This is a genomic window from Sinorhizobium sp. BJ1 (genome assembly GCF_002531555.1).
Taxonomy (GTDB): domain Bacteria; phylum Pseudomonadota; class Alphaproteobacteria; order Rhizobiales; family Rhizobiaceae; genus Sinorhizobium; species Sinorhizobium fredii_B.
This window is the reverse complement of sequence record NZ_NWTH01000006.1, coordinates 228,602-247,816: the sequence shown is the minus strand read 5'-3', so window position 1 is coordinate 247,816 and position 19,215 is coordinate 228,602. Positions and strand designations below refer to the sequence as shown.

The 19,215-nt window shown below is 62.8% G+C and carries 18 protein-coding genes; 11 read left to right on the top strand and 7 right to left on the bottom strand.

Annotated features, from left to right (window positions below):
• Positions 1-297: 297 nt before the first annotated feature.
• On the bottom strand, positions 298-1,356 hold the full coding sequence (locus tag CO676_RS11710) for a D-TA family PLP-dependent enzyme (RefSeq protein WP_097521176.1): 1,059 nt from the start codon (positions 1,354-1,356) through the stop codon (positions 298-300).
• 156 nt (positions 1,357-1,512) lie between these two features.
• On the opposite strand from CO676_RS11710, the gene CO676_RS11705 reads away from it, so the two are divergent.
• The 6 genes from CO676_RS11705 (at position 1,513) to CO676_RS11680 (ending at position 5,818) form a co-directional block, all read left to right on the top strand.
• Positions 1,513-2,355 carry a transporter substrate-binding domain-containing protein gene (locus tag CO676_RS11705; RefSeq protein ID WP_014763905.1) on the top strand — a complete coding sequence of 281 codons (843 nt, stop codon included), beginning with the start codon at positions 1,513-1,515 and terminating at the stop codon, positions 2,353-2,355.
• Between the two features lie 66 nt (positions 2,356-2,421).
• On the top strand, positions 2,422-3,084 hold the full coding sequence (locus CO676_RS11700) for an amino acid ABC transporter permease (protein ID WP_179875460.1): 663 nt from the start codon (positions 2,422-2,424) through the stop codon (positions 3,082-3,084).
• Between the two features lie 4 nt (positions 3,085-3,088).
• Positions 3,089-3,748: an amino acid ABC transporter permease gene (locus CO676_RS11695; RefSeq protein ID WP_097521170.1), complete on the top strand. Its 660-nt coding sequence runs from the start codon at positions 3,089-3,091 to the stop codon at positions 3,746-3,748.
• 15 nt (positions 3,749-3,763) lie between these two features.
• A complete protein-coding gene (locus CO676_RS11690) occupies positions 3,764-4,531 on the top strand; it encodes an amino acid ABC transporter ATP-binding protein (RefSeq protein ID WP_097521168.1) in 768 nt (255 codons plus the stop codon).
• Positions 4,532-4,565: 34 nt separating this feature from the next.
• Positions 4,566-4,949, top strand: coding sequence for a RidA family protein (locus tag CO676_RS11685; RefSeq protein WP_097521166.1), 384 nt, complete (start codon positions 4,566-4,568; stop codon positions 4,947-4,949).
• A 56-nt stretch (positions 4,950-5,005) separates the two neighbouring features.
• Positions 5,006-5,818 (top strand): IclR family transcriptional regulator, encoded by an 813-nt coding sequence (locus tag CO676_RS11680; protein ID WP_097521164.1) that lies wholly within the window; start codon positions 5,006-5,008, stop codon positions 5,816-5,818.
• Between the two features lie 30 nt (positions 5,819-5,848).
• Here CO676_RS11680 and CO676_RS11675 read toward each other — a convergent pair whose 3' ends face one another.
• The 6 genes from CO676_RS11675 to CO676_RS11650 all read right to left on the bottom strand — a co-directional run bounded on the left by CO676_RS11675 (position 5,849) and on the right by CO676_RS11650 (position 11,949).
• Positions 5,849-6,934: an ABC transporter ATP-binding protein gene (locus tag CO676_RS11675; protein ID WP_097521162.1), complete on the bottom strand. Its 1,086-nt coding sequence runs from the start codon at positions 6,932-6,934 to the stop codon at positions 5,849-5,851.
• Positions 6,931-7,866: a PfkB family carbohydrate kinase gene (locus CO676_RS11670; RefSeq protein ID WP_097521160.1), complete on the bottom strand. Its 936-nt coding sequence runs from the start codon at positions 7,864-7,866 to the stop codon at positions 6,931-6,933. The genes CO676_RS11675 and CO676_RS11670 overlap by 4 nt, the downstream gene beginning before the upstream one ends.
• A 4-nt stretch (positions 7,867-7,870) precedes the next feature.
• Positions 7,871-8,896, bottom strand: coding sequence for an aminotransferase (locus CO676_RS11665; protein ID WP_179875459.1), 1,026 nt, complete (start codon positions 8,894-8,896; stop codon positions 7,871-7,873).
• Positions 8,893-9,738, bottom strand: coding sequence for a carbohydrate ABC transporter permease (locus CO676_RS11660; protein WP_097521158.1), 846 nt, complete (start codon positions 9,736-9,738; stop codon positions 8,893-8,895). Before CO676_RS11660 ends, CO676_RS11665 begins: the two co-directional genes overlap by 4 nt.
• Positions 9,738-10,619, bottom strand: a complete 882-nt coding sequence (locus CO676_RS11655) for a sugar ABC transporter permease (protein WP_097521156.1) — start codon at positions 10,617-10,619, stop codon at positions 9,738-9,740. The genes CO676_RS11660 and CO676_RS11655 overlap by 1 nt, the downstream gene beginning before the upstream one ends.
• Before the next feature lie 91 nt (positions 10,620-10,710).
• Positions 10,711-11,949 (bottom strand): extracellular solute-binding protein, encoded by a 1,239-nt coding sequence (locus CO676_RS11650; RefSeq protein WP_014763916.1) that lies wholly within the window; start codon positions 11,947-11,949, stop codon positions 10,711-10,713.
• 227 nt (positions 11,950-12,176) lie between these two features.
• Between CO676_RS11650 and CO676_RS11645 the strand changes: the two genes are divergently transcribed.
• From CO676_RS11645 to asnB, 5 genes are all read left to right on the top strand, one after another.
• On the top strand, positions 12,177-13,406 hold the full coding sequence (locus CO676_RS11645) for an ROK family transcriptional regulator (protein ID WP_179875458.1): 1,230 nt from the start codon (positions 12,177-12,179) through the stop codon (positions 13,404-13,406).
• A gap of 188 nt (positions 13,407-13,594) precedes the next feature.
• Complete coding sequence (gene cysD, locus CO676_RS11640; protein ID WP_097521154.1) at positions 13,595-14,494, top strand: sulfate adenylyltransferase subunit CysD; 900 nt, start codon at positions 13,595-13,597, stop codon at positions 14,492-14,494.
• Positions 14,494-16,395: a sulfate adenylyltransferase subunit CysN gene (gene cysN, locus CO676_RS11635; protein ID WP_097521152.1), complete on the top strand. Its 1,902-nt coding sequence runs from the start codon at positions 14,494-14,496 to the stop codon at positions 16,393-16,395. The genes cysD and cysN overlap by 1 nt, the downstream gene beginning before the upstream one ends.
• The gene (gene cysQ, locus CO676_RS11630) at positions 16,392-17,198 is read left to right on the top strand and encodes a 3'(2'),5'-bisphosphate nucleotidase CysQ (RefSeq protein WP_097521150.1); all 807 of its coding nucleotides are present in this window, start codon (positions 16,392-16,394) and stop codon (positions 17,196-17,198) included. The genes cysN and cysQ overlap by 4 nt, the downstream gene beginning before the upstream one ends.
• A 42-nt stretch (positions 17,199-17,240) precedes the next feature.
• A complete protein-coding gene (gene asnB / locus CO676_RS11625) occupies positions 17,241-19,202 on the top strand; it encodes an asparagine synthase (glutamine-hydrolyzing) (RefSeq protein WP_097521148.1) in 1,962 nt (653 codons plus the stop codon).
• Positions 19,203-19,215: the final 13 nt, after the last annotated feature.

Genomic DNA, 19,215 nt, shown 5'->3' with positions numbered 1-19,215 from the left:
GACCTCCATCCTTTGCCAGATAAAACTATCAATTTAATCGACTATCTCAACGCAAACATATGACACCAGTGGGCGGATTCGGGAAATCTCCTATCCTTGTTTAGGCGTTTCCGGGAATTTCTTGCCCCTGCCGACCAGCCTCCCGATGATTTGTCGCAGGAATGCCCATCTTGGCCGCGCTAACATAACTGCATTTGCGGCATCTGACGATTGCGGGCTACGAAATATGACTCGGCCACTTCGCCTAAGCGACTTATGGCGCTGCTCCTATCTCTCGAAGATGCGGTTGAAAGACGATTAGAGAACGCGGCCGCGGGCGACGACGGTCCACTTAGCGATCGGCTCGCCGCCTTCGACCACATTGACGATATCGACCATATTGGTCACCACGCAGGCGTGGTTCGGTACGATGCGAAGCTGCTCGCCGACCTGGAGGCCGATCAGGCCATCGGAAACGAGCCGGCCATGTTCCTCCGAAAGCTGGTCGATGCGGATGTCGTCGCGCCCGAGCACATGGCCGTAGCCCGTGAGACCGAGAAGGTCGGAGGTCAACACCTTGCTGCCGGCGTCGATGATCGCCCTGTTCGGCGCCGGCACGGAGACGACAGTGGCAAGCACGGTGAGCGCACAGTCCTGCCAAGTCGCGACACCGCGGGAGACGAGCGAGCGATCGTTGTAGATATAGGTGCCTGGCCGATACTCGGTTGCGACTGGCGCTTCGGCCGCTTGCATCATGCTCGGCGTGCCACCCGACGTAATGCTCGGAACCTCCAGCCCATCCGCCTCGATCAGCCGTTTCGCCTCGCTCATGAAGGATTGCACCCGCGCCGCACTACCGACCGGCGGATAGGTCATCAAGCCGCCGAACCGCAATCCCGCTGCATCTGTTATGTGCCGGGCAAGGTCAGCCGCCGCTTCGGGGGTCGCGACGCCGCAGCGATCGCCGCCCGTGTTGCATTCGACCAGCACCGTGAGCGGATTCTCCGCACCGGCAAAATGGGCTGACAGCCCGTCGATGACCGTCGGATTGTCCGCCACCACACTGAGGATCACCCGCGCGTTCAATCTGGCCAGGCGCGCAAGCTTTGCTTCGCCGAGGATGTTGTATGTGATCAGCACATCCTTGATCCGCGCGCTGCCGTCGATCATCGCCTCCGCTTCGGAAACCTTCTGGCAGGTTATTCCGATGGCCCCTGCCTCGAGCTGCAGGTCGGCCATCTGCGGCAGCTTGTGCGTCTTGATGTGCGGACGCACGCGGATGCCGTGCCGATCGGCATAGGCCTGGAAGGCGTGGACGTTTCGGCGGGCGATGTCGAGATCGACGAGCACCGCAGGCGTTTCGATCGGCAGGGTCATAGGCTCGGTCCTCCCACGAGAAATCACGGACGGCGAATCTCGCCGATGCCGCTTGACAAGTTATGAACTGAGGCATTTCATAGGTCAATCCGGTATTAAGGACGAATGTCCAATATACCGGACAACAACCCGGGAACGAAAAAGGGGAGATCTCCGATGATCAAGACATTCACCATCGCCGCGAGCCTCGCAGTCGCCGCGCTCGCCGCCATGCCCACTCAGGCACAGCAACCGTCCAGCAAGCTCGATGAAGTTCTGGCGCGCGGCCACCTGATCCTCGGTACCGGCAGCACAAATGCGCCGTGGCACTTCAAGAGCGCCGAGGACAAGCTGCAGGGCTTCGACGTCGATATGGGTCGCATCATTGCCAAGGCGCTGTTCGGGGACCCGGACAAAATCGAGTACGTCAACCAGTCGTCGGATGCGCGTATCCCGAACATCACCACCGACAAGGTCGATCTCACCTGCCAGTTCATGACCGTCACCGGCGAACGCGCCCAGCAGATCGCCTTCACCATTCCTTATTATCGGGAAGGTGTCGGCCTGATGCTGAAGGGCGATGGGAAGTATGCCGATTACGAGGCGCTGAAGGGCGCCGGTTCGTCGGTCACCATCTCGGTGCTGCAGAACGTCTATGCGGAAGACATGGTCCATGCCGCACTTCCAGAGGCGACGGTCGACCAGTATGAATCCGTCGACCTGATCTATCAGGCGCTCGAATCCGGCCGCGCCGATGCGGCAGCCACCGACCAGTCGTCGCTCGCCTGGTACATGACCCAGAACCCGGGTCGCTACAAGGATGCAGGTCACGGCTGGAACCCGCAGACCTATGCCTGCGGCGTCAAGCGCGGCGATCAGGACTGGCTGAACTTCGTCAACACCGCGCTGCATGAAGCGATGACCGGCGTCGAGTTCGACTTCTACGCCAAGTCGTTCAAGACCTGGTTCGGAAAGGACTTGACCCCGCCGCAGATCGGTTTCCCGGTCGAGTACAAGTAAGCCTTTGTCATCGGCGGCTCCGCCTAGGCGGGGCTGCCGATCGCTTTGCTTCGAATGGCTTCGCCCATGACCTATACATTGAACTTCGCGGCTGTCTGGCGCTCGTTCGACCTGCTTCTCCAGGGGCTGGCGCTCAGCCTTGGTCTCGCGGTCGTGGCGATCCTCGCCGGTTGCGTGATCGGACTGATCACCGCCTTCGGCCTCGTTTCCAAGAGCGTCCTCTTGCGAAAACCGGCCGGACTCTACGTGACGATCATCCGCAACACGCCGATCCTCGTGCTTGTCCTTTTCAGCTATTTCGCCCTTCCCGAGCTCGGCGTCCGGCTTGGAAAAATCGAAAGCTTCGTAATGACGCTGGCGATCTATTCCGGCGCCTATCTGGCCGAAGTGTTCCGCGGCGGCCTGATCGCCGTGCCGCCGGGTCAGCGGGAGGCGGGGCTCGCGATCGGCCTCACGGAGATACAGATCCGCACCTCGATCATCATTCCGCTGATGCTGCGCAACGTCCTGCCGTCACTCGGCAGCACATTGATCTCGCTGTTCAAGGACACCTCGCTTGCCGCAGCAATCGCCGTGCCGGAGCTTACGTTCGAGGCACGCAAGATCAATGTCGAGACCTTCCGCGTCATCGAAACCTGGATCGTCGCGAGCTGTCTCTATGTCGCAACCTGCTCGCTGCTGGCCGCTCTGATGCGCGCCGTCGAGCGACGTCTTGCCGTTCCGAGGTGATGCCATGGATTTCAGCTTTGTCGATCAAATCTGGGTCGCACGTGTCCCGCTCCTCAAGGGGCTCGGCGTGTCGATCTCCATCTCGCTCCTGTCGATCGTCGTCGGCACGGTGCTTGGCGTCTTTGTCGGCCTTGCGCTCACCTATGGCTACAGGCCAGTCCAATGGCTTGTGCGCGGCTATACGGACTTCATCCGCGGCACGCCGGTGCTGGTGCTCGTACTCGCGAGCTACTATGTCCTGAGCACCATCGGCATCGATCTCGGTCCGTTCCAGGCGGGCGTCCTTGCGCTGGCGGTCTTCTGCAGTTCGCATGTCGGTGAACTGGTGCGTGGCGCGCTCCAGTCTATCCCCAAGGGCCAGACCGAGGCCGCCAAGGCGATAGGGCTGACCTTCCCGCAGACCTTCGCCTATGTGCTGGGGCCGCAGGCGCTGCGTCAGGCGCTGCCTGCCTGGGTCAACACGGCGGCCGAGATGGTCAAGGCATCGACGCTGCTTTCGATCATCGGCGTCGGCGAACTGCTCTTGCGCACCCAGGAAGTGATCTCCCGCACCTTCATGAGCCTCGAGTTCTATTTCCTCGCGGGCTTCCTCTATTTCGTCATCAACTACGGCATCGAGCGCTTCGGCCGCTACGTCGAGCGCAGAACCGCCGTTCCATCGTGAGGCCTCGGAAATCCGATGACCAATCTTCTTGAAATCCGCGATCTCCATAAGCGCTACGGCACGGTCGAGGTGCTGAAGGGCGTCGACTGCTCGATGCGGCAGGGCGAGGTGATCAGCATCATCGGCTCCAGCGGCTCCGGCAAGACGACGATGCTCCGCTGCATCAACATGCTCGAGGAGTTCCAAGGCGGCACGATCTCGATCGACGGCCAGGAAATCGGCTACGAGACGGCCGGCGGCGTGCGCCGTCGCAAGCCGGAGCGGGAGATCGCCCGACAGCGGGCGCTGACCGGCATGGCCTTCCAGCAGTTCAACCTGTTTCCGCACATGACCGCCGCCGGCAACGTCATGCTTGGGCTCATCAAGGTGAAGAAGATGAGCCGGGACGAGGCGCGGGCGGTGGCGGAGAAATGGCTCGACCGCGTTGGCCTGCTCTCGCGCATCGACCATTATCCTGGCCAGCTTTCCGGCGGGCAGCAGCAGCGCGTGGCAATCGCCCGCGCCATTGCCATGAACCCGAAGCTGATGCTCTTCGACGAAGTGACCTCGGCGCTCGACCCGGAGCTCGTCAACGAGGTGTTGCAGGTGATCAAGGGGCTCGCCGACGACGGCATGAGCATGCTGATTGTCACCCACGAGATGCGCTTTGCCTATGAGGTGTCGTCGCGGGTGATCTTCATGAACCAGGGACGCATCGGCGAGGAGGGCAATCCACGCGAAATGTTCCTGAAACCCAGGACCGAACGACTGGCGGAATTTCTGAAAACGTCGGCGTTCAACTGACCAGTAAGAGTAAAATCAAGAAGTGGAGTGGAGTGTGACGATCAAGCGTTATGGAACGGGAGAATCCGGTGCGGGCAAGCAGCCGCTGCCTTTTGCGCGCGCCGTCGAGGCGAACGGTTGGCTTTATGTCTCCGGGCAGGTCGCCATGGAAAACGGCGAGATCATCGGCGGCGGCATCGTCGCCGAGAGCCGCAGGGCGATCGAGAACATGATCGCCATCCTGCATGAGGCGGGCTATGGCGTCGAAGACGTGGTGCGCGTAGGCGTCTGGCTCGACGATCCGCGCGATTTCTGGACGTTCAACGGCGTCTACGCGGAATATTTCGGCAGGAACCCGCCGGCGCGTGCCTGCGTGCAATCGCGCATGATGGTCGACTGCAAGGTGGAAGTTGACTGCGTCGCCTACAAGGCTAAATGAGATGCATCCCCCGGGGCCGCTTTGAGCAGGCCCCGGCTCACACAATCGAGGACGTGATGGCGGAGGCGGAAGACACGATCAATCGCAGGGCACGGGGTCTCGACCGGGCGTTCGAGATCCTTGATTATCTGCGCCTGCAGCGACAGCCCCTGCGCCCGAACGAGATCGCGCAGGGGATCGGTGCGCCGCGCTCATCCGTCTATGAACTGGTCAATCTGCTTCTCCGCCAGGGCGTCATCGAATACCGGGGCGACGACGGCCGCGTCTTCCTCGGCCGCAAGCTCTATTTCCTCGGCGCGGTATACGCGGAGCAGTTCGACCTGATGCGCGAATGCGAGCATCTGCTCGCAAGGATTGCCGAGCAGACTCGCGAGACCGCGCAGATGTGTCAGCTCGAAGGGAACAAGTACGCCGTCGTGCTGATGAACGAGGGCAGTCGTCCCTTCCGCATCTCCACCAATATCGGCGAATCGGTCGCGATCCCCTGGACCGCTTCCGGTCGTCTGCTCGTCGACCACATGAGCGACGAGGAGATCTTGGCCTTCATCCCGGAGGAAGATTTCGTGCTGCCGAGCGGCCAGCGCCTCGATCCGGCCGAGTTCATCCGCCAGGTCCGCCAAGCCAAGCAGGACGGCTATTTCACCTTCAACAGCATCGTCGACAGCTTTACCCATTGCTTCGCGGTACCGGTCTACGACGCGGAAGAAATTTGCATCGCCACGCTCTGCCTCGTCGCTCCGAAGGAAGACGGGTTGCGCAACCGCGATGCCTATCTTCGCGTTCTGGTCGATGCGGCAGGCGAGCTGTCCGAGAAGCTTGGCTACCGGCAAGACCGCGGGCCTTCGCCGCGGACCGCTGCAGGTCGCTGAGGGTCTCAGAGGCAGCGCAGTGTCTCGGCGCTACCGCGCCAGAAGCGACCGGCCGTTTTCGGCGTCGAAGAGATGCAGCGCATCTTCATCGAAGCAGAAGATTTGTTCCGATCCGGGGCCAAGCGATGTCCGCGGCGGTAGGCAGGCGGTGATGCGCTGTTCTCCGATCCTGGCGGTGGTCACCAGTTCCGGCCCTGTCAGCTCCATAACTTCAATGCTTGCCGGCAGGCGGATACCTCTCGCGTCCGGGGTGGCAAGCCGGAGCGCCTCGGGCCGGACGCCCACTTTGACGCGACGGGTTGCAGACACGGCGCTGCTGAAAGCTTCCGGTAGTGGAAACGCCTCGTCGGAGCCCGCAATCCTCAAGTCCCTTGCGGTCACTTCCGCATCCAGGATGTTCATGGGCGGCGAGCCGACGAAGCCGGCGACGTAAAGCGTCGCGGGCCTGTCATAGATCTCCCCCGGGGAGCCGAGCTGCTCGATGCGGCCGTCGCGCATCACGGCGATGCGGGTGGCGAGCGTCATCGCTTCGATCTGATCATGCGTGACATAGACGACCGTGGTCTTCAGCATCTGGTGCAGGCGCTTCAGTTCCGTGCGCATCTCCATGCGCAGCTTGGCATCGAGGTTCGACAGCGGCTCGTCGAAGAGGAAAACCCGTGGATTGCGGACCAGCGCCCGGCCGATGGCGACCCGCTGACGCTGCCCGCCGGAAAGCTGGCTCGGCTTGCGGTCGAGCAGGTTCTCGATCTGGAGCAGCTTTGCGGTGTCGCGCACCGCCTTCTCCCGCTCGGCCACCGGTACCTTGCGCATCTCGAGGCCGAAGCCGATGTTGCGGGCGACGCTCATGTTCGGATAGAGCGCATAGGACTGGAACACCATGGCGATGTCGCGGTCCTTGGGATGGGCGCCGAGGATCGAGCGTTCGCCGACCAGGATGTCACCGCCGCTCGGTTCAGCGAGCCCCGCAATGATGTTCAAGAGGGTCGACTTGCCGCAGCCCGAGGATCCGAGCAGCACCAGGAACTCGCCGCTTTCCAGCGCGATATCGATGCCTTTAAGCGTTTCCATATCGCCGTAGCGTTTCTGGATATTGCGGATTTCGAGTGCGCTCATTGACGGGCTTCCTCGACGAGGGCCGAAAGGGGTTTGCCGTAGCTGCGCGGCAGGGTGGAGATCGCTTCCGAGGCGACCGTGACGCCGATCCTCAGGCAGGCCTCCAGCGGCATGTCGGCGGCGAGCGCTGCCAGGAAGCCGGCGTTGAACACGTCGCCGGCGCCGATGGTATCGATCACGGCAACGTGCGGCGCCCCAACGGAAAATTCCTTGCCGTCGCGATCGAGGGCGAGTGCCCCGTGCGGGCCGCGCTTGACGACCACGATCGCGTCGGCAGGCATCCCCGCTTTCAGGCCGCGCGCCGCCTCGGCCGGGTCGGAACGTCCGGTCAGAGTGGTTGTTTCCACTTCGTTGAAGAGGGCGCAATGGCAGCGTTTCAGCCAGCCGAGCGTTCTCAGTCGATTGGCCTCCGTCCAGCCCTCGAGCGGCCAGCCGGTGTCGAGCGCCACGGCGATGTCGTGCGCATCCGCCCAATCGAAGAACGCGTCATAGGCAAGCGTCAGCGCATCGGTCAGGAATGCTCCGGAGAGCAGGGCGAGCCCGCCGCGAAGGCGGCTCCAGTCGAACATCGCGCGCACCTCTTCGAAGTTGAAGAGCGGCAGGTGGCCGCGGGTGGTGAAGAAGGTGCGCTCGCCGTCCGGATGAGTGATGCCGACGGAGAGCGTCGAACCCACGGCTTCGACAGGCCAATAGCGCGACCGCGCGCCGAAGGCCTCCTTCAGCCAGGTACCGAACTGGTCGTTGCCGACATTGGCGGCGATCTCGTAGTCGACGCCGAGCGACTCCCAGGCGAGCGCGCTGTTTCCCGCGCAGCCGCCGACCCGCAGTTCGTCGTGGTCGACGATGATTTCCGTGCCGGCCTTCGGCCAGGGCTCGGCAGGGCCGAGGATGAGGTCGACATTGACATTGCCGATGACTGCCAGCGGACGCATCTCTCTACTCGCTCCGGGTGATCTTGGTGGATCGCACCGGCGTGCCGGCGTTTTCGACGCGGGCGCCGGCAAAGGTGATCATGAAGGCTTGTGCGACCGGCAGCATGGCGAAAATCGCCGCCAGGCCCGCCGCTGGCCGGAAGGGAACTGTCGTCACGCCTTCGATCGGCAGTTCGCCCGATGCATCGAAGACGACGACCGGTGAACCGGCCTCGGCCGCGGAACTTGCCATTGCCGCAACAAGCCCGGCGGCCGGATCGGCGGCACGGAAAAGCACGACGCCGACGGAGGCGCCGAGCATTTCCATCGGCCCGTGCCGCAACTGTCCGCCTTCGAGCGAGAAGCAGGGCAGCTGCGACAGTTCGGTGAGGCCGAGTGCGATCGCCTCGGCGAGGCCCTGCAACCGTCGGCCGGAGGTGACGACGGCGCGGACGTCGGCGAGCGCGGTAAGCGCACCTTCGATGTCGGGAGCTTCCGGTCCCTTAAGGGCGCGAAGCGCCTCGCTCGGATCGTCCCCGAGGGCGGAAAGGATCGCAAGATGCAGTGCGAAGCTGATCGTCAGGCTGCGGGTTGCCGCGAAGGCCTGCTCGCTGCCGCCGGCGCCAACCAGTGACGGCACGGCCTTCGCGAGAAAGGACTTCGCCTCAAGCGTCAGGCCAAATGTTTCGGTCGTGCCGCCATTCGCTTCCTTGAACCAGCGCAGCACCTCGGCACTTTCACCGGATTGCGAGGTGATGAGAATGGTCCTGCCTTCGACAGCCAAGGGCTGGCCGAGTTGCTCGGAAAGTGGCAGGGCGACGGCCTCGATGCCAAGGGCGCGGTAGAGCGGCTCAACGGCGCGGCCGACCGCATGCGAGCCGCCCATGCCGAGAAGCAGAAGCCGGCCAGTGGACTTCAGCGATGCAGCAATCCGTGGCGCAAGAGCCGAGGCTGCCTCATAGGAAGCCAAGGCATCGGCGTGCTGGCGCGCCATCTCCCGATCGATCGCGACGAGACCGGCCGGGCGCTCTCTTGATGTTCGCATGATCATCCCTTTACGCCACCACTTGTCAGCCCGGAAATCAGGGCGCGTTGCATGACAAGGCCGATCAGCACCGGGGGCAGGGCGGCGAGCACCCCGGCGGTTGCGATCAGCCCGTAATCGGAAACACGGCCGCCGGCGAGATCGGCAATGGCGACGGTCAAGGTCTTGGCGCGCAGATCGGAGGTGAAGAGCAGCGCGTAGAAGAACTCATCCCAGGCAAGCAGGAAGGCGAAGAGCGCCGAGGTTGCCATGACGGGGGCGGCGAGCGGCAGCGTCAGCAGCCGCAGGATCTGATCGAGCCGCGCGCCGTCGATCATTGCGGCGCTCTCGATCTCCCTCGGTATGGCATCGAAGCCGGATTTCAGGAGCCAGGTGGTGAAGGGTGCGAGAATCGTCAGGTAGACGAGCGCCAGCCCGAAGACCGAATTGAGCAGACCGAAATAGGCAAGGCCCATATAGAGCGGCACGGCAAGCGCCACCGGCGGCAGCATATAGGTGGCGATCACCGCGTAGAGCGACCAGGAGACGGCAGGCGTCCGCGACACCGCCCAGGCAGCCGGGATGGCGACCACGATCGCGGCGAGCGTTGCCATGGCGGCGACCTGCAGGCTGTTCATCAGCGAGGCGATGAAGGCGCCGCCGGCGCTGTTCTCGACCGCCGACAGCAGGATGCGATAGCGGGAGAGGTCGATTTCGCTCGGCCACCAGGCGAGCGGCTTGGCGCTGAGGTCGGCGGCCGGCGAAATGCTCATGACGAAGAGCCAGACGACCGGCGCCAGGATCACGGCAGCGAGTAGCAGGGCGCTCGCATAGACGAAGGCGGTGAAGAACGGGCTCTGGCGTTCCATCACGACGCTCCTGCGGCCCTGCGTAGCAGCGCGGCATAGGCGGCTGCAAGAACGGTCACGAGCAGGGTGACGATCAGCGCCAGCGACGCTCCGGAACCTGCCCGCTGGAAGGAGAAGGCTTCCTGGTAGACGAGGATCGACAGCGTGCGCGTGCTATTAGCCGGTCCGCCACGCGTCATCACCCAGATGATGTCGAACACCTTGAAAGCCTCGATGGTGCGTAGCACCAACGCCACCAGCAGGGGGCCAGCCAGGTACGGCATGATGACGAAGCGGAAACGATTGAAGGGACCGGCGCCGTCGACGAGCGCCGCGGCCGTGATTTCGCGGGGAACGGCCTGGAGTGCGGCCAGTGCGATGAGCGCGACCAACGGAAAATTCTTCCAGCAGTCCGCGATGATGAGGGCGGTGAGCGCCGAACCCGGTTCGCCAAGCCAGGAGCGATAGCTGTCGATCAGGCCGAACTGGGTGAGCGCCGCGTTGAGCGCGCCATATTCCGGATTGTAGATCAGCCGCCACAGGGTCGCATTGACCACCGTCGGCAACGCCCAGGGCAGGATCATCAGAGCCCGGAGCGCCGTTCGGCCGCGGAACCGCTGATTGAGGAGGAGGGCGGCAAGAACGCCGAGCACCATCTCGGCGGCGACCGACACGACGGCGAACCAGGTCGTCGTGCCGAGTGCCCGCTGGAAGTTCGAGCCGGTCAGCATGCGTTCATAGTTGTCGATGCCGACGAACCTTCCCGCGGTGCCGACGAGCTTCGCGTCAGTGAAGGAAAGCCGGACCGTGTCGACGAGCGGCCAGCCGATCACGCCGATCATCACCACGAGCAGAGGCAGCATCAGCAGCCACGCGCGCGTCGAAATCCAGGTGCCGGACATGGTTGAACCTTACCGCTCTCGGGTCGGATTGTTGAGACTCGAGATCATATGGCCCCGGAAGCAGTGCGTTCGGGGCCTAGATCCGTTTGTTTCAGAGGCCGCTGTTTTCGGCGGCGGTCTTCAGCGCATCTTCCGGCGAAGCCTGGCCGAGCAGCGCTTCCTGGATCGCCTGCTGCAGCGCAGTCGAGAGCTCTTGATATTTCGGCGTGGTCGGCCGCGGATACATGGCGGCAAGCCCGCGCTTGGCCGCGGCGATCAGCTCTTCCTGTCCCTTGGTCACGCTGGGGTCCTCATAAGACGAGGCCCAGATCGGCAGGCTGAGCTTTGCATAGGCGTTCTGCGTTTCCTGCGAGGTCATGTGGACGATATATTTCCACGCCTCTTCCGGATGCTTGCTGGTTGTGGTGATGCCGAGCCCCATGGATCCGTTGACGGCAGAAACCTCGCTCTTGCCGGTGACGCCCGGAGCGGGCACGACGCCGACCTTGCCGGCCACCTTGCTCTCCTTGGGATCATTGGCGAGATTGTACATGTAGGTCCAGTTGAGCGCGAAAGCCGCTTCGCCGTTCTGGAACACCTTGCGCACATCCTCCTCTAGGAATTCCTTCGAATTCGGATTGGTGAGACCGGAGGTGTAGCTCGTCACCATGTAGTTCAGAGCGTCGAGGCCGCCACCGGTCGTGAAGGCGGGCTTGCCTCCGTCGAGGAACTTGCCGCCATAGGCGCTGACCAGTGTCGTGTAGTCGCAGATCGCCGCTTCCGCCTGCGACCAACTCCAGGCGATCGGCGTCTGGAGGAGCCCCTTGTCCTTGATCGCCTTCGCCTGTTCGGCAAGCTCTTCCCAGGTCTTCGGCGGCGCCTTGATGCCTGCCTTTTCGAGGATTTCCTTGTTGTAGAAGAGGTATTTGGTGTCGAGGATCCATGGCATGCCGTAGCGCTTGCCGTCGTACTCGACCGTCGTCCAGGCGCCCGGCAGGATGCCCTTGTTCATCTCGTCCGTGACGCGCTCGGTGACATCGACGAGCACCTTGTTGCTGGCATATTCCGCTGGCCAGATCACGTCGAACAGGACGACGTCGTAGCCGCCGCCCGAGCCCTGCGCCAGGACCGTCTTGTCATGCAGGCCCTCGTAGGGCACGAATTCGAGATTGATCTTCACGTCCGGATTGGCCTTGGTGAAAGCCTCCGTCATGGCACGCACATCGGCTTCGCTGTAGGCCGCCTGCGCCATGAACAGGGCATTGAGGGTCGTTTCCGCGTGGGCCTGGCCCGCTAACGTGACGCCGAGAAGTGTCGCACCGAGCAAAACATTGCGTGTGGATTTCAACATTGCTGCCTCCCAAGCTGATCGTTCCAGTCTGCGCGGCGCGCCCAACGGCGTGCCGGATGCGAGAATCCGTCGCGCGTCGCGACGGTCGTCGAGAACTCGATCGAAGCGTTTGCGGCGCTGACTGGCCGCTATCGTCGTTCCCGAGGTTCTAGCGACCTCTCATTAAGTCAATTGTCTTGACTTATTTCTTGTTCAATATTCTAGATGTGTCAAGCGGGATTTGTGGGATGAACGAGATGCGCCCGATCCGGGCCAAGAGCGGCACCAATCAGGAGGGCGCGAGTGCCCACAATCGGCGCGTCATGATCGACGCTCTCCGAGTAAACGGGCAATTGTCGCGGGCCGATCTTGCGCGCGCGACCGCACTCACCAAGCAGGCTGTGTCCAACATCATCGAGGACCTCGAGCGCGACGGGCTGGTCGTCTCGCTCGCCGCCGTGCGCAAGGGACGCGGACAGCCTTCCACCCCCTATCGGCTGGTGCCGGAAGGCGCCTTTGCGATCGGCCTGCAGATCGATCGACATGTGACGCGGACGATCGCGGTCGATCTCGTCGGCGCCGTGCTTGCGCGAGGCGAAGCGAACCTGCCCGCCGGTGGACCGGAGAGGGGGACCGAGACCATCCTCTCGCTGATCGAAAAGACCCGGCGAGAGCTGGCCGGGGTAGCGCCGCAGTCGCGCGACCGTCTCGTCGGGCTCGGCGTGGCGATGCCCGGCCCCTTCGGCATCGATACCGATCCGGAGGACCCCTGGATGATGGCACTCTGGCAACGCTTCCCGCTGTCGGAAGCCTTGGCGAACGGAACGGGTCTAGACGTGCGCTTGCAAAACGATGCGGCCGCGGCGGCGACGGCCGAAAAGATGGTCGGGGCGGCCCATGGCCTGGATCAGGCGATCTGCATCTATGTCGGCTACGGGATTGGCGCCGGGCTGATCCTCGACGGAGAACTGTACCGCGGTGCCAACGGCAATGCCGGCGAAATCGGCATGATCCTCAGCAGGCCGCGACATGGAACCGAAGCTCAGCGGGCGCCGCTCGAGCATCGGGCGTCGATCGCCTCGCTCTGCAAGATTCTGGATCTCGACCCGGCCGATCCCGACCTTTACCGGCATCTCGACGATATCGCAGCGGCATCGGACGCCAGAATTGCCGATTGGATCGCCGAAGCCGCCTTTGAGCTAAGGGGCGCCGTCCAGATCCTCGAGACGATCTTCGATCCGCAGACGATCGTGCTCTGCGGCGGCATGCCGCCAAGGCTCGCCCGCCAGCTCATCGACGCCATTCATCCGTTGCTGCCGTCGATTGCCGAACGGCGGATGCGAAGCGCGCCGCGTCTTCAGCTTGGCTTCACCGATCCCTGGGCGGTGGCGATCGGCGCAGCGGCGGAGCCGATCGGCCGGACCTTCGACCCTAGTTTCTCCGCCATTCTGAAGACCAGATCGGTCGGTCCCATCTGACCGGGACGGCTGCGATCGTCTTGTTACTTGAAATGTTAGTGATATAGCGCTTAAATGCCGCCTTTCAGTGGGGCAAATTTCGACCGCCCTGCGATTGCTGAGAAACACCCGATCGTTTTTTACGGGTTGCGCATTCGACAAATGCATAGAGAAAAGTTTCTTTTTTCAAAAGTCAGAGGGGTTGCGGCATGTCTCTTGCCAACCTTCGGCGACTTGAAGCTGAAGCCATTCATGTCCTTCGAGAAGTAGTCGCGACATTTTCGAACCCGGTCGTCCTTTATTCGATCGGAAAGGATTCGTCCGTGCTCTTGCATCTGGCCATGAAGGCGTTCTTCCCGGCAAAGCCGCCATTTCCTTTCCTGCATGTGGACACGAGGTGGAAATTCCGGGAGATGATCGAGTTTCGCGATCGGATGGCGCGGGAACTCGGATTCAACCTTCTCGTCCATACCAACCAGGATGGCGTCGACCAGGGCATAGGTCCCTTCACGCATGGGTCCAACCTGCACACCCATGTCATGAAGACGATCGCGCTCAGGCAGGCGCTCGAGAAATACGGCTTCGACGCGGCGCTCGCCGGAGCGCGGCGGGACGAAGAAAAGTCGCGGGCCAAGGAGCGCATGTTCTCGATCCGTAACGCACAGCATGGATGGGACCCGAAGCGCCAGCGTCCCGAGATGTGGAAGACCTATAACACGCGCGTCGGCGCCGGCGAGACGATGCGGGTGTTTCCGCTGTCCAACTGGACCGAATTCGACATCTGGCAATACATCCTTCAGGAAAGCATCCCGATCGTGCCGCTTTATTTCGCTTCGCCCCGACCGGTCGTGCAGCGCGACGGCATGCTCATCATGGTCGACGACGAGCGTATGCCGCTCGATCCGGGCGAAGAGGTGGCGGACCGGATGGTTCGCTTCCGGACGCTCGGCTGTTATCCGCTGACCGGCGCAATCGACTCCGAGGCTGCCACGGTTCAGGACATATTGCGGGAGATGTTGACGGTGCGCACCTCCGAGCGGCTGAGTCGGCTGATCGACACGGACGAGGCCGGTGCGATGGAGAAGAAGAAGCGCGAGGGGTACTTCTGATGTCGTATCTTCAATCGGTGCCGCCACATGACCTGGAAGCGCACCTGGCCGATCACGACAGCAAGTCGGTCCTCCGATTCATCACCTGCGGCTCCGTCGACGATGGCAAATCGACGCTTATCGGGCGCTTGCTCGTCGACGCCAAGCTGATCTTCGAGGACCAATTGACGAATCTCGGGCGCGTCGGTTCTCAGGCCGCCGCCAACGGCGAGGAAATCGACCTCGCCTTGCTGCTCGACGGGCTCGAGGCGGAGCGCGAGCAAGGCATCACCATCGACGTCGCCTACCGCTATTTCGCCACATCGAAGCGCAAATTCATCGTCGCCGACACGCCTGGCCACGAGGAATATACGCGCAATATGGTGACCGGCGCTTCGACGGCCGACTTGGCCATAATCCTCATCGACAGTCGCCAGGGCATTCTCCAGCAGACTCGACGCCATTCCTACATCGCCTCGCTGCTCGGCATCCGACACGTCGTGCTGGCGGTCAACAAGTTCGACCTCGTCGAGTTCCGTCAATCGGTGTTCGACGAGATCGCCCGCGACTACCGAGCTTTCGCGAAAAAGCTGGGCTTTGTCAGCATCCAGCCGATCCCTATCTCCGCGCGGTTCGGCGACAACGTCATTTCGGCATCGCAGAACACGCCCTGGTACAAGGGGCCGGCGCTTCTCGAATATCTCGAGACGGTGCAGCTCGATGCGCCCGAGACGGGGAGGTCTTTCCGCTTTCCGGTTCAACTGGTCATCCGCCCCAATGCGGATTTCCGCGGCTATGCCGGGCAGATCGCTTCCGGCAGAATTTCGGTCGGCGATCCGGTCGTCGTCGCGAAATCCGGGCAACGATCGACGGTCAAGGCGATCGTGACGTTCGACGGCAATCTGGCCACTGCGGCGGAGGGCGAGGCCGTGACGCTCGTCCTGGCCGATGAGGTCGACGCCTCGCGCGGCAACATGCTCGTGGCACCCGCCTCGAGGCCCTTCGTCGCGGACCAGTTCCAGGCGCATGTCATCTGGTTCGACGCCAATCCCATGCTTCCCGGGCGCAGCTATATCCTCAGGACGGAGACGGACAGCGTCAGCGCGACGGTGACGGCGCTCAAGCATCAGGTGAATATCAACAGCTTTACCCGTGAGGCGGCCAAATCCTTGCAGATGAACGAGGTTGGCGTCTGCAACATCTCGACCCAGGCTCCGATCGCCTTCGACGCCTACAAGGACAACAGGGCCACCGGCAATTTCATATTCGTCGATCGGGTGACCAACGCGACGGTCGGCGCCGGCATGATCGACTTTCCGCTCAGGCGCGCGGACAACGTGCATTGGCAGGCAACCGACGTGAACAAGGACGCGCGGGCGGCGATGAAGAGCCAGCGCCCCGCCGTCCTCTGGTTCACCGGGCTTTCCGGCTCGGGCAAGTCGACGATTGCCAATGCGCTCGACAGGATCCTGCATGCCCGCGGCAAGCACACCTACATGCTCGACGGCGACAATGTGCGCCACGGGCTCAACCGGGACCTTGGCTTCACCGAAGCCGATCGCGTCGAAAATATTCGGCGCATCGCAGAGGTCGCCAAGCTGATGGCCGATGCCGGGCTGATCGTGCTTGTGTCCTTCATCTCGCCGTTCCGCGGCGAACGCCGCATGGCGCGCGAACTGATGGAGGAGGGCGAGTTCATCGAAATCTTCGTCGACACGCCGCTCGAAGAATGCGCGCGGCGTGATCCGAAAGGGCTTTACGAGAAGGCACTCGCCGGCAAGATCGCGAACTTTACCGGCGTCTCCTCGCCGTACGAAGTGCCGGAGAACCCGGAACTGCATCTGAATACGGTCGAAGAGGACCCGATTGCGCTGGCGTTGAAAATCGAGGCATTCCTCGACAGACAGATGGAGGACAAATGACGCCCCTTTGCGAACTGTTCGAGCGCATCGCGCTCGAGGCCGGCGCGTCAATCCTCGCCGTCTACGAGGCGGGCCCGACTGTCTGCTACAAGGATGATTGTTCGCCCGTGACCGAGGCGGATGAGCGGGCCGAAGCGATCATTCTCGACAGGCTGGCGGCAGCTTTCCCGCATATTCCGGTCGTCGCCGAGGAGGCCGTCGCCTCCGGCCGCGTCCCCGATATCAGCTGTGGCACGTTCTTCCTGGTTGATCCGCTCGACGGAACGAAGGAATTCATCAACCGGCGCGATGACTTCACCGTCAATATCGCCTTGATCGAGGGTAATGTCCCTGTTGCCGGCATCGTCTACGCGCCGGCGCAACGCTGCGCCTACGTCGCCGACAGGGACAGGGCGGAGAAGCTTGTCTTCGGCACCGGCGCTGCGGTCGGGCATCGGCAGGCGATACGGGTTCGGGCGCGCGGTCCGGTGATGACCGCCGTCGCCAGCCGTTCGCACAACAGCTTGGAGACCGAGGCGTTTCTCGCCGGTCACGGCGTGACGGATTACACCTCCGTCGGCTCGTCGCTTAAATTCTGCCTGCTCGCCGAAGGCAGGGCTGATGTTTATCCCCGCTTCGGCCGCACGATGGAATGGGATACGGCGGCGGGCAATGCGGTGCTCAACGCCGCCGGCGGATCGGTTGTCCGGCTGGACGGTTCTCGCCTCCTTTACGGCAAGATGAAGCAACTGGACGACAGCGACTTCGCAAATCCGCATTTCGTGGCCTGGGCGGACATGTCTCCGGTTTTGGCGGCTCTTTAGTGCCGCCAGCGGTTCGCTGCAAACCGCCCAAAGGAATTTCTCATGTGTGGAATTGCCGGCCAGATAGGTTATGCGCAGCACGGTCGGGAGGAAGTGGCGCAGATCCTGACGCACATGACGGATGCCCTCGCTCACCGCGGGCCCGACGCGTCGGATACCTGGCTCGATCGCGAGGGCCGTGTAGGGCTCGGACACCGCCGCCTGTCCATCATTGACCTCTCCCCCACGGGTGCCCAGCCTATGCATTCAAGCAGCGGCCGCTACTCCATCGTCTTCAACGGCGAGGTCTACGGATTCCTTGGCTTGCGGGCCGCATTGGAGGAGCAGGGCGCTCGTTTTCGCGGCCACTCCGATACCGAAGTGCTCCTGGAGGCGATCGAGACTTACGGCCTGGAAGGTGCTTTGCAGCGCTGCAACGGCATGTTCGCCTTTGCGCTTTACGACAGCGCCACGCGAAATATCATCTTCGCTCGCGACCGTATAGGAAAGAAGCCGCTGTATATCGGCGTATCCAAGAGTGGCATTGCCTTCGGCTCCGAGCTGAAAAGCATCAGGGCGCATCCGTCCTTTCGCTCCGTTGAAGTAGACCCCCAGGCGGCCACGCTTTTCTTGCGTTACGGCTACGTGCCAACGCCTTATTCGATCTACCGCGGCGTCTTCAAGCTTCCGCATGGCTCTTGGCTGAGCCTCTCGGTCGACACTCCGCCGGCGTCGGCGTCGGCCGCCCTGAGCGGAGTCAAGAGCTATTGGGATGCTTTCGAGGCTGTGGAACGAGGCTATGAGCAGCGGATCGAATGCCCCGACGAAGCCTTGGACGCGCTCGACGCCGAATTGAAACGCGCGGTGAGCGAGCGACTTGTCTCCGACGTGCCGGTCGGAGCCCTCCTTTCCAGCGGCGTCGACTCTTCCCTGGTGTCGGCCGTTATGCAGGAAGTTTCGACCTCGCGTGTAAAGACCTATACCGTGCGCTTCCTGGAGGAGCAGTATAACGAGGCGGATCTCGCGTCAGGCATCGCCAGGCAGCTCGGCACCGATCATACGGAGATCACGGCAGAACCCGACACGGCACTGCGCATGGTCACCGAGTTGCCGGATGTGTATGACGAACCCTTCGCCGATCCTTCACAAATTCCGGCGCTGCTTGTATCGAAGCTGGCGCGAAGAACCGTAACGGTGGCACTCTCGGGTGATGGCGGCGACGAGTTCTTCGGCGGCTACAAACGCTATCGGCAAATGCTCGCCTTCGATCGGCTGGCGAGGAAAACGCCTGCCGTTGCCCTGCGGGCGGCAAGGCACGCGCCTCACTGGGTGCTGGAATTTGCTGCCGCGGCGGCTCGGTATGCGGGTCCGTCTTCGCTTCAGGACGAAGTGACCGGCAAACGGCTAAGAAGACTTGCCGAGCTCCTGGAGATCGAGGACCCGGACGCCCGCTACCTGGACTTTCGCTCGCTCTGGTCACATCCGGCCGACGTCGTGCTCGGCGGAGCAGAGCCTCCGACCGCAATGACCTCGAAGCGGATACCGGCTTGCCTGGGCGCAGTCGACAGAATGATGTACCGCGACATGGTCGACTATCTGCCCGACGACATCCTCGTGAAGATGGATCGAGCTTCGATGGCGGTGGGCCTGGAGATGCGGGCTCCGTTGCTCGATTACCGCTTCGTCGAACTGGCCTGGCGCGCGCCAAGGGCGTTGTGTTTTGCCGAAGCTCCGGGCAAGCCCGCGCTGCGCAAGCTCTTGTCCCGGAGGCTGCCGGAACAATTCATAAATCTTTCAAAACGCGGATTCGGCGTCCCCGTCAATGCTTGGTTGCGCGGACCGCTGCGTGCCTGGGCGGAAGAGATGCTGTCGCCGTCTCGCTTGCAGCGTGATGGAAACTTCCGCGCCGAGCCGATCGTCAGTCGCTGGAAGGCACATCTTGCCGACCGCCGCGACTGGGGTCCGCAGTTGTGGGCGGTGCTGATGTTCAACTTGTGGCACGACCGCTGGGTGCGCCCCGACTGATGGAAACAGAAGG

Excerpts from the sequence above, each read along its gene's own strand:
- CO676_RS11710 (WP_097521176.1), bottom strand. The coding sequence starts at position 1,356 with ATGACCCTGCCGATCGAAACGCCTGCGGTGCTCGTCGATCTCGACATC.
- CO676_RS11705 (WP_014763905.1), top strand. The coding sequence starts at position 1,513 with ATGATCAAGACATTCACCATCGCCGCGAGCCTCGCAGTCGCCGCGCTC.
- CO676_RS11700 (WP_179875460.1), top strand. The coding sequence starts at position 2,422 with ATGACCTATACATTGAACTTCGCGGCTGTCTGGCGCTCGTTCGACCTG.
- CO676_RS11695 (WP_097521170.1), top strand. The coding sequence starts at position 3,089 with ATGGATTTCAGCTTTGTCGATCAAATCTGGGTCGCACGTGTCCCGCTC.
- CO676_RS11690 (WP_097521168.1), top strand. The coding sequence starts at position 3,764 with ATGACCAATCTTCTTGAAATCCGCGATCTCCATAAGCGCTACGGCACG.
- CO676_RS11680 (WP_097521164.1), top strand. The coding sequence starts at position 5,006 with ATGGCGGAGGCGGAAGACACGATCAATCGCAGGGCACGGGGTCTCGAC.
- CO676_RS11675 (WP_097521162.1), bottom strand. The coding sequence starts at position 6,934 with ATGAGCGCACTCGAAATCCGCAATATCCAGAAACGCTACGGCGATATG.
- CO676_RS11670 (WP_097521160.1), bottom strand. The coding sequence starts at position 7,866 with ATGCGTCCGCTGGCAGTCATCGGCAATGTCAATGTCGACCTCATCCTC.
- CO676_RS11665 (WP_179875459.1), bottom strand. The coding sequence starts at position 8,896 with ATGATCATGCGAACATCAAGAGAGCGCCCGGCCGGTCTCGTCGCGATC.
- CO676_RS11660 (WP_097521158.1), bottom strand. The coding sequence starts at position 9,738 with ATGGAACGCCAGAGCCCGTTCTTCACCGCCTTCGTCTATGCGAGCGCC.
- CO676_RS11655 (WP_097521156.1), bottom strand. The coding sequence starts at position 10,619 with ATGTCCGGCACCTGGATTTCGACGCGCGCGTGGCTGCTGATGCTGCCT.
- CO676_RS11650 (WP_014763916.1), bottom strand. The coding sequence starts at position 11,949 with ATGTTGAAATCCACACGCAATGTTTTGCTCGGTGCGACACTTCTCGGC.
- CO676_RS11645 (WP_179875458.1), top strand. The coding sequence starts at position 12,177 with ATGAACGAGATGCGCCCGATCCGGGCCAAGAGCGGCACCAATCAGGAG.
- cysD (WP_097521154.1), top strand. The coding sequence starts at position 13,595 with ATGTCTCTTGCCAACCTTCGGCGACTTGAAGCTGAAGCCATTCATGTC.
- cysN (WP_097521152.1), top strand. The coding sequence starts at position 14,494 with ATGTCGTATCTTCAATCGGTGCCGCCACATGACCTGGAAGCGCACCTG.
- cysQ (WP_097521150.1), top strand. The coding sequence starts at position 16,392 with ATGACGCCCCTTTGCGAACTGTTCGAGCGCATCGCGCTCGAGGCCGGC.
- asnB (WP_097521148.1), top strand. The coding sequence starts at position 17,241 with ATGTGTGGAATTGCCGGCCAGATAGGTTATGCGCAGCACGGTCGGGAG.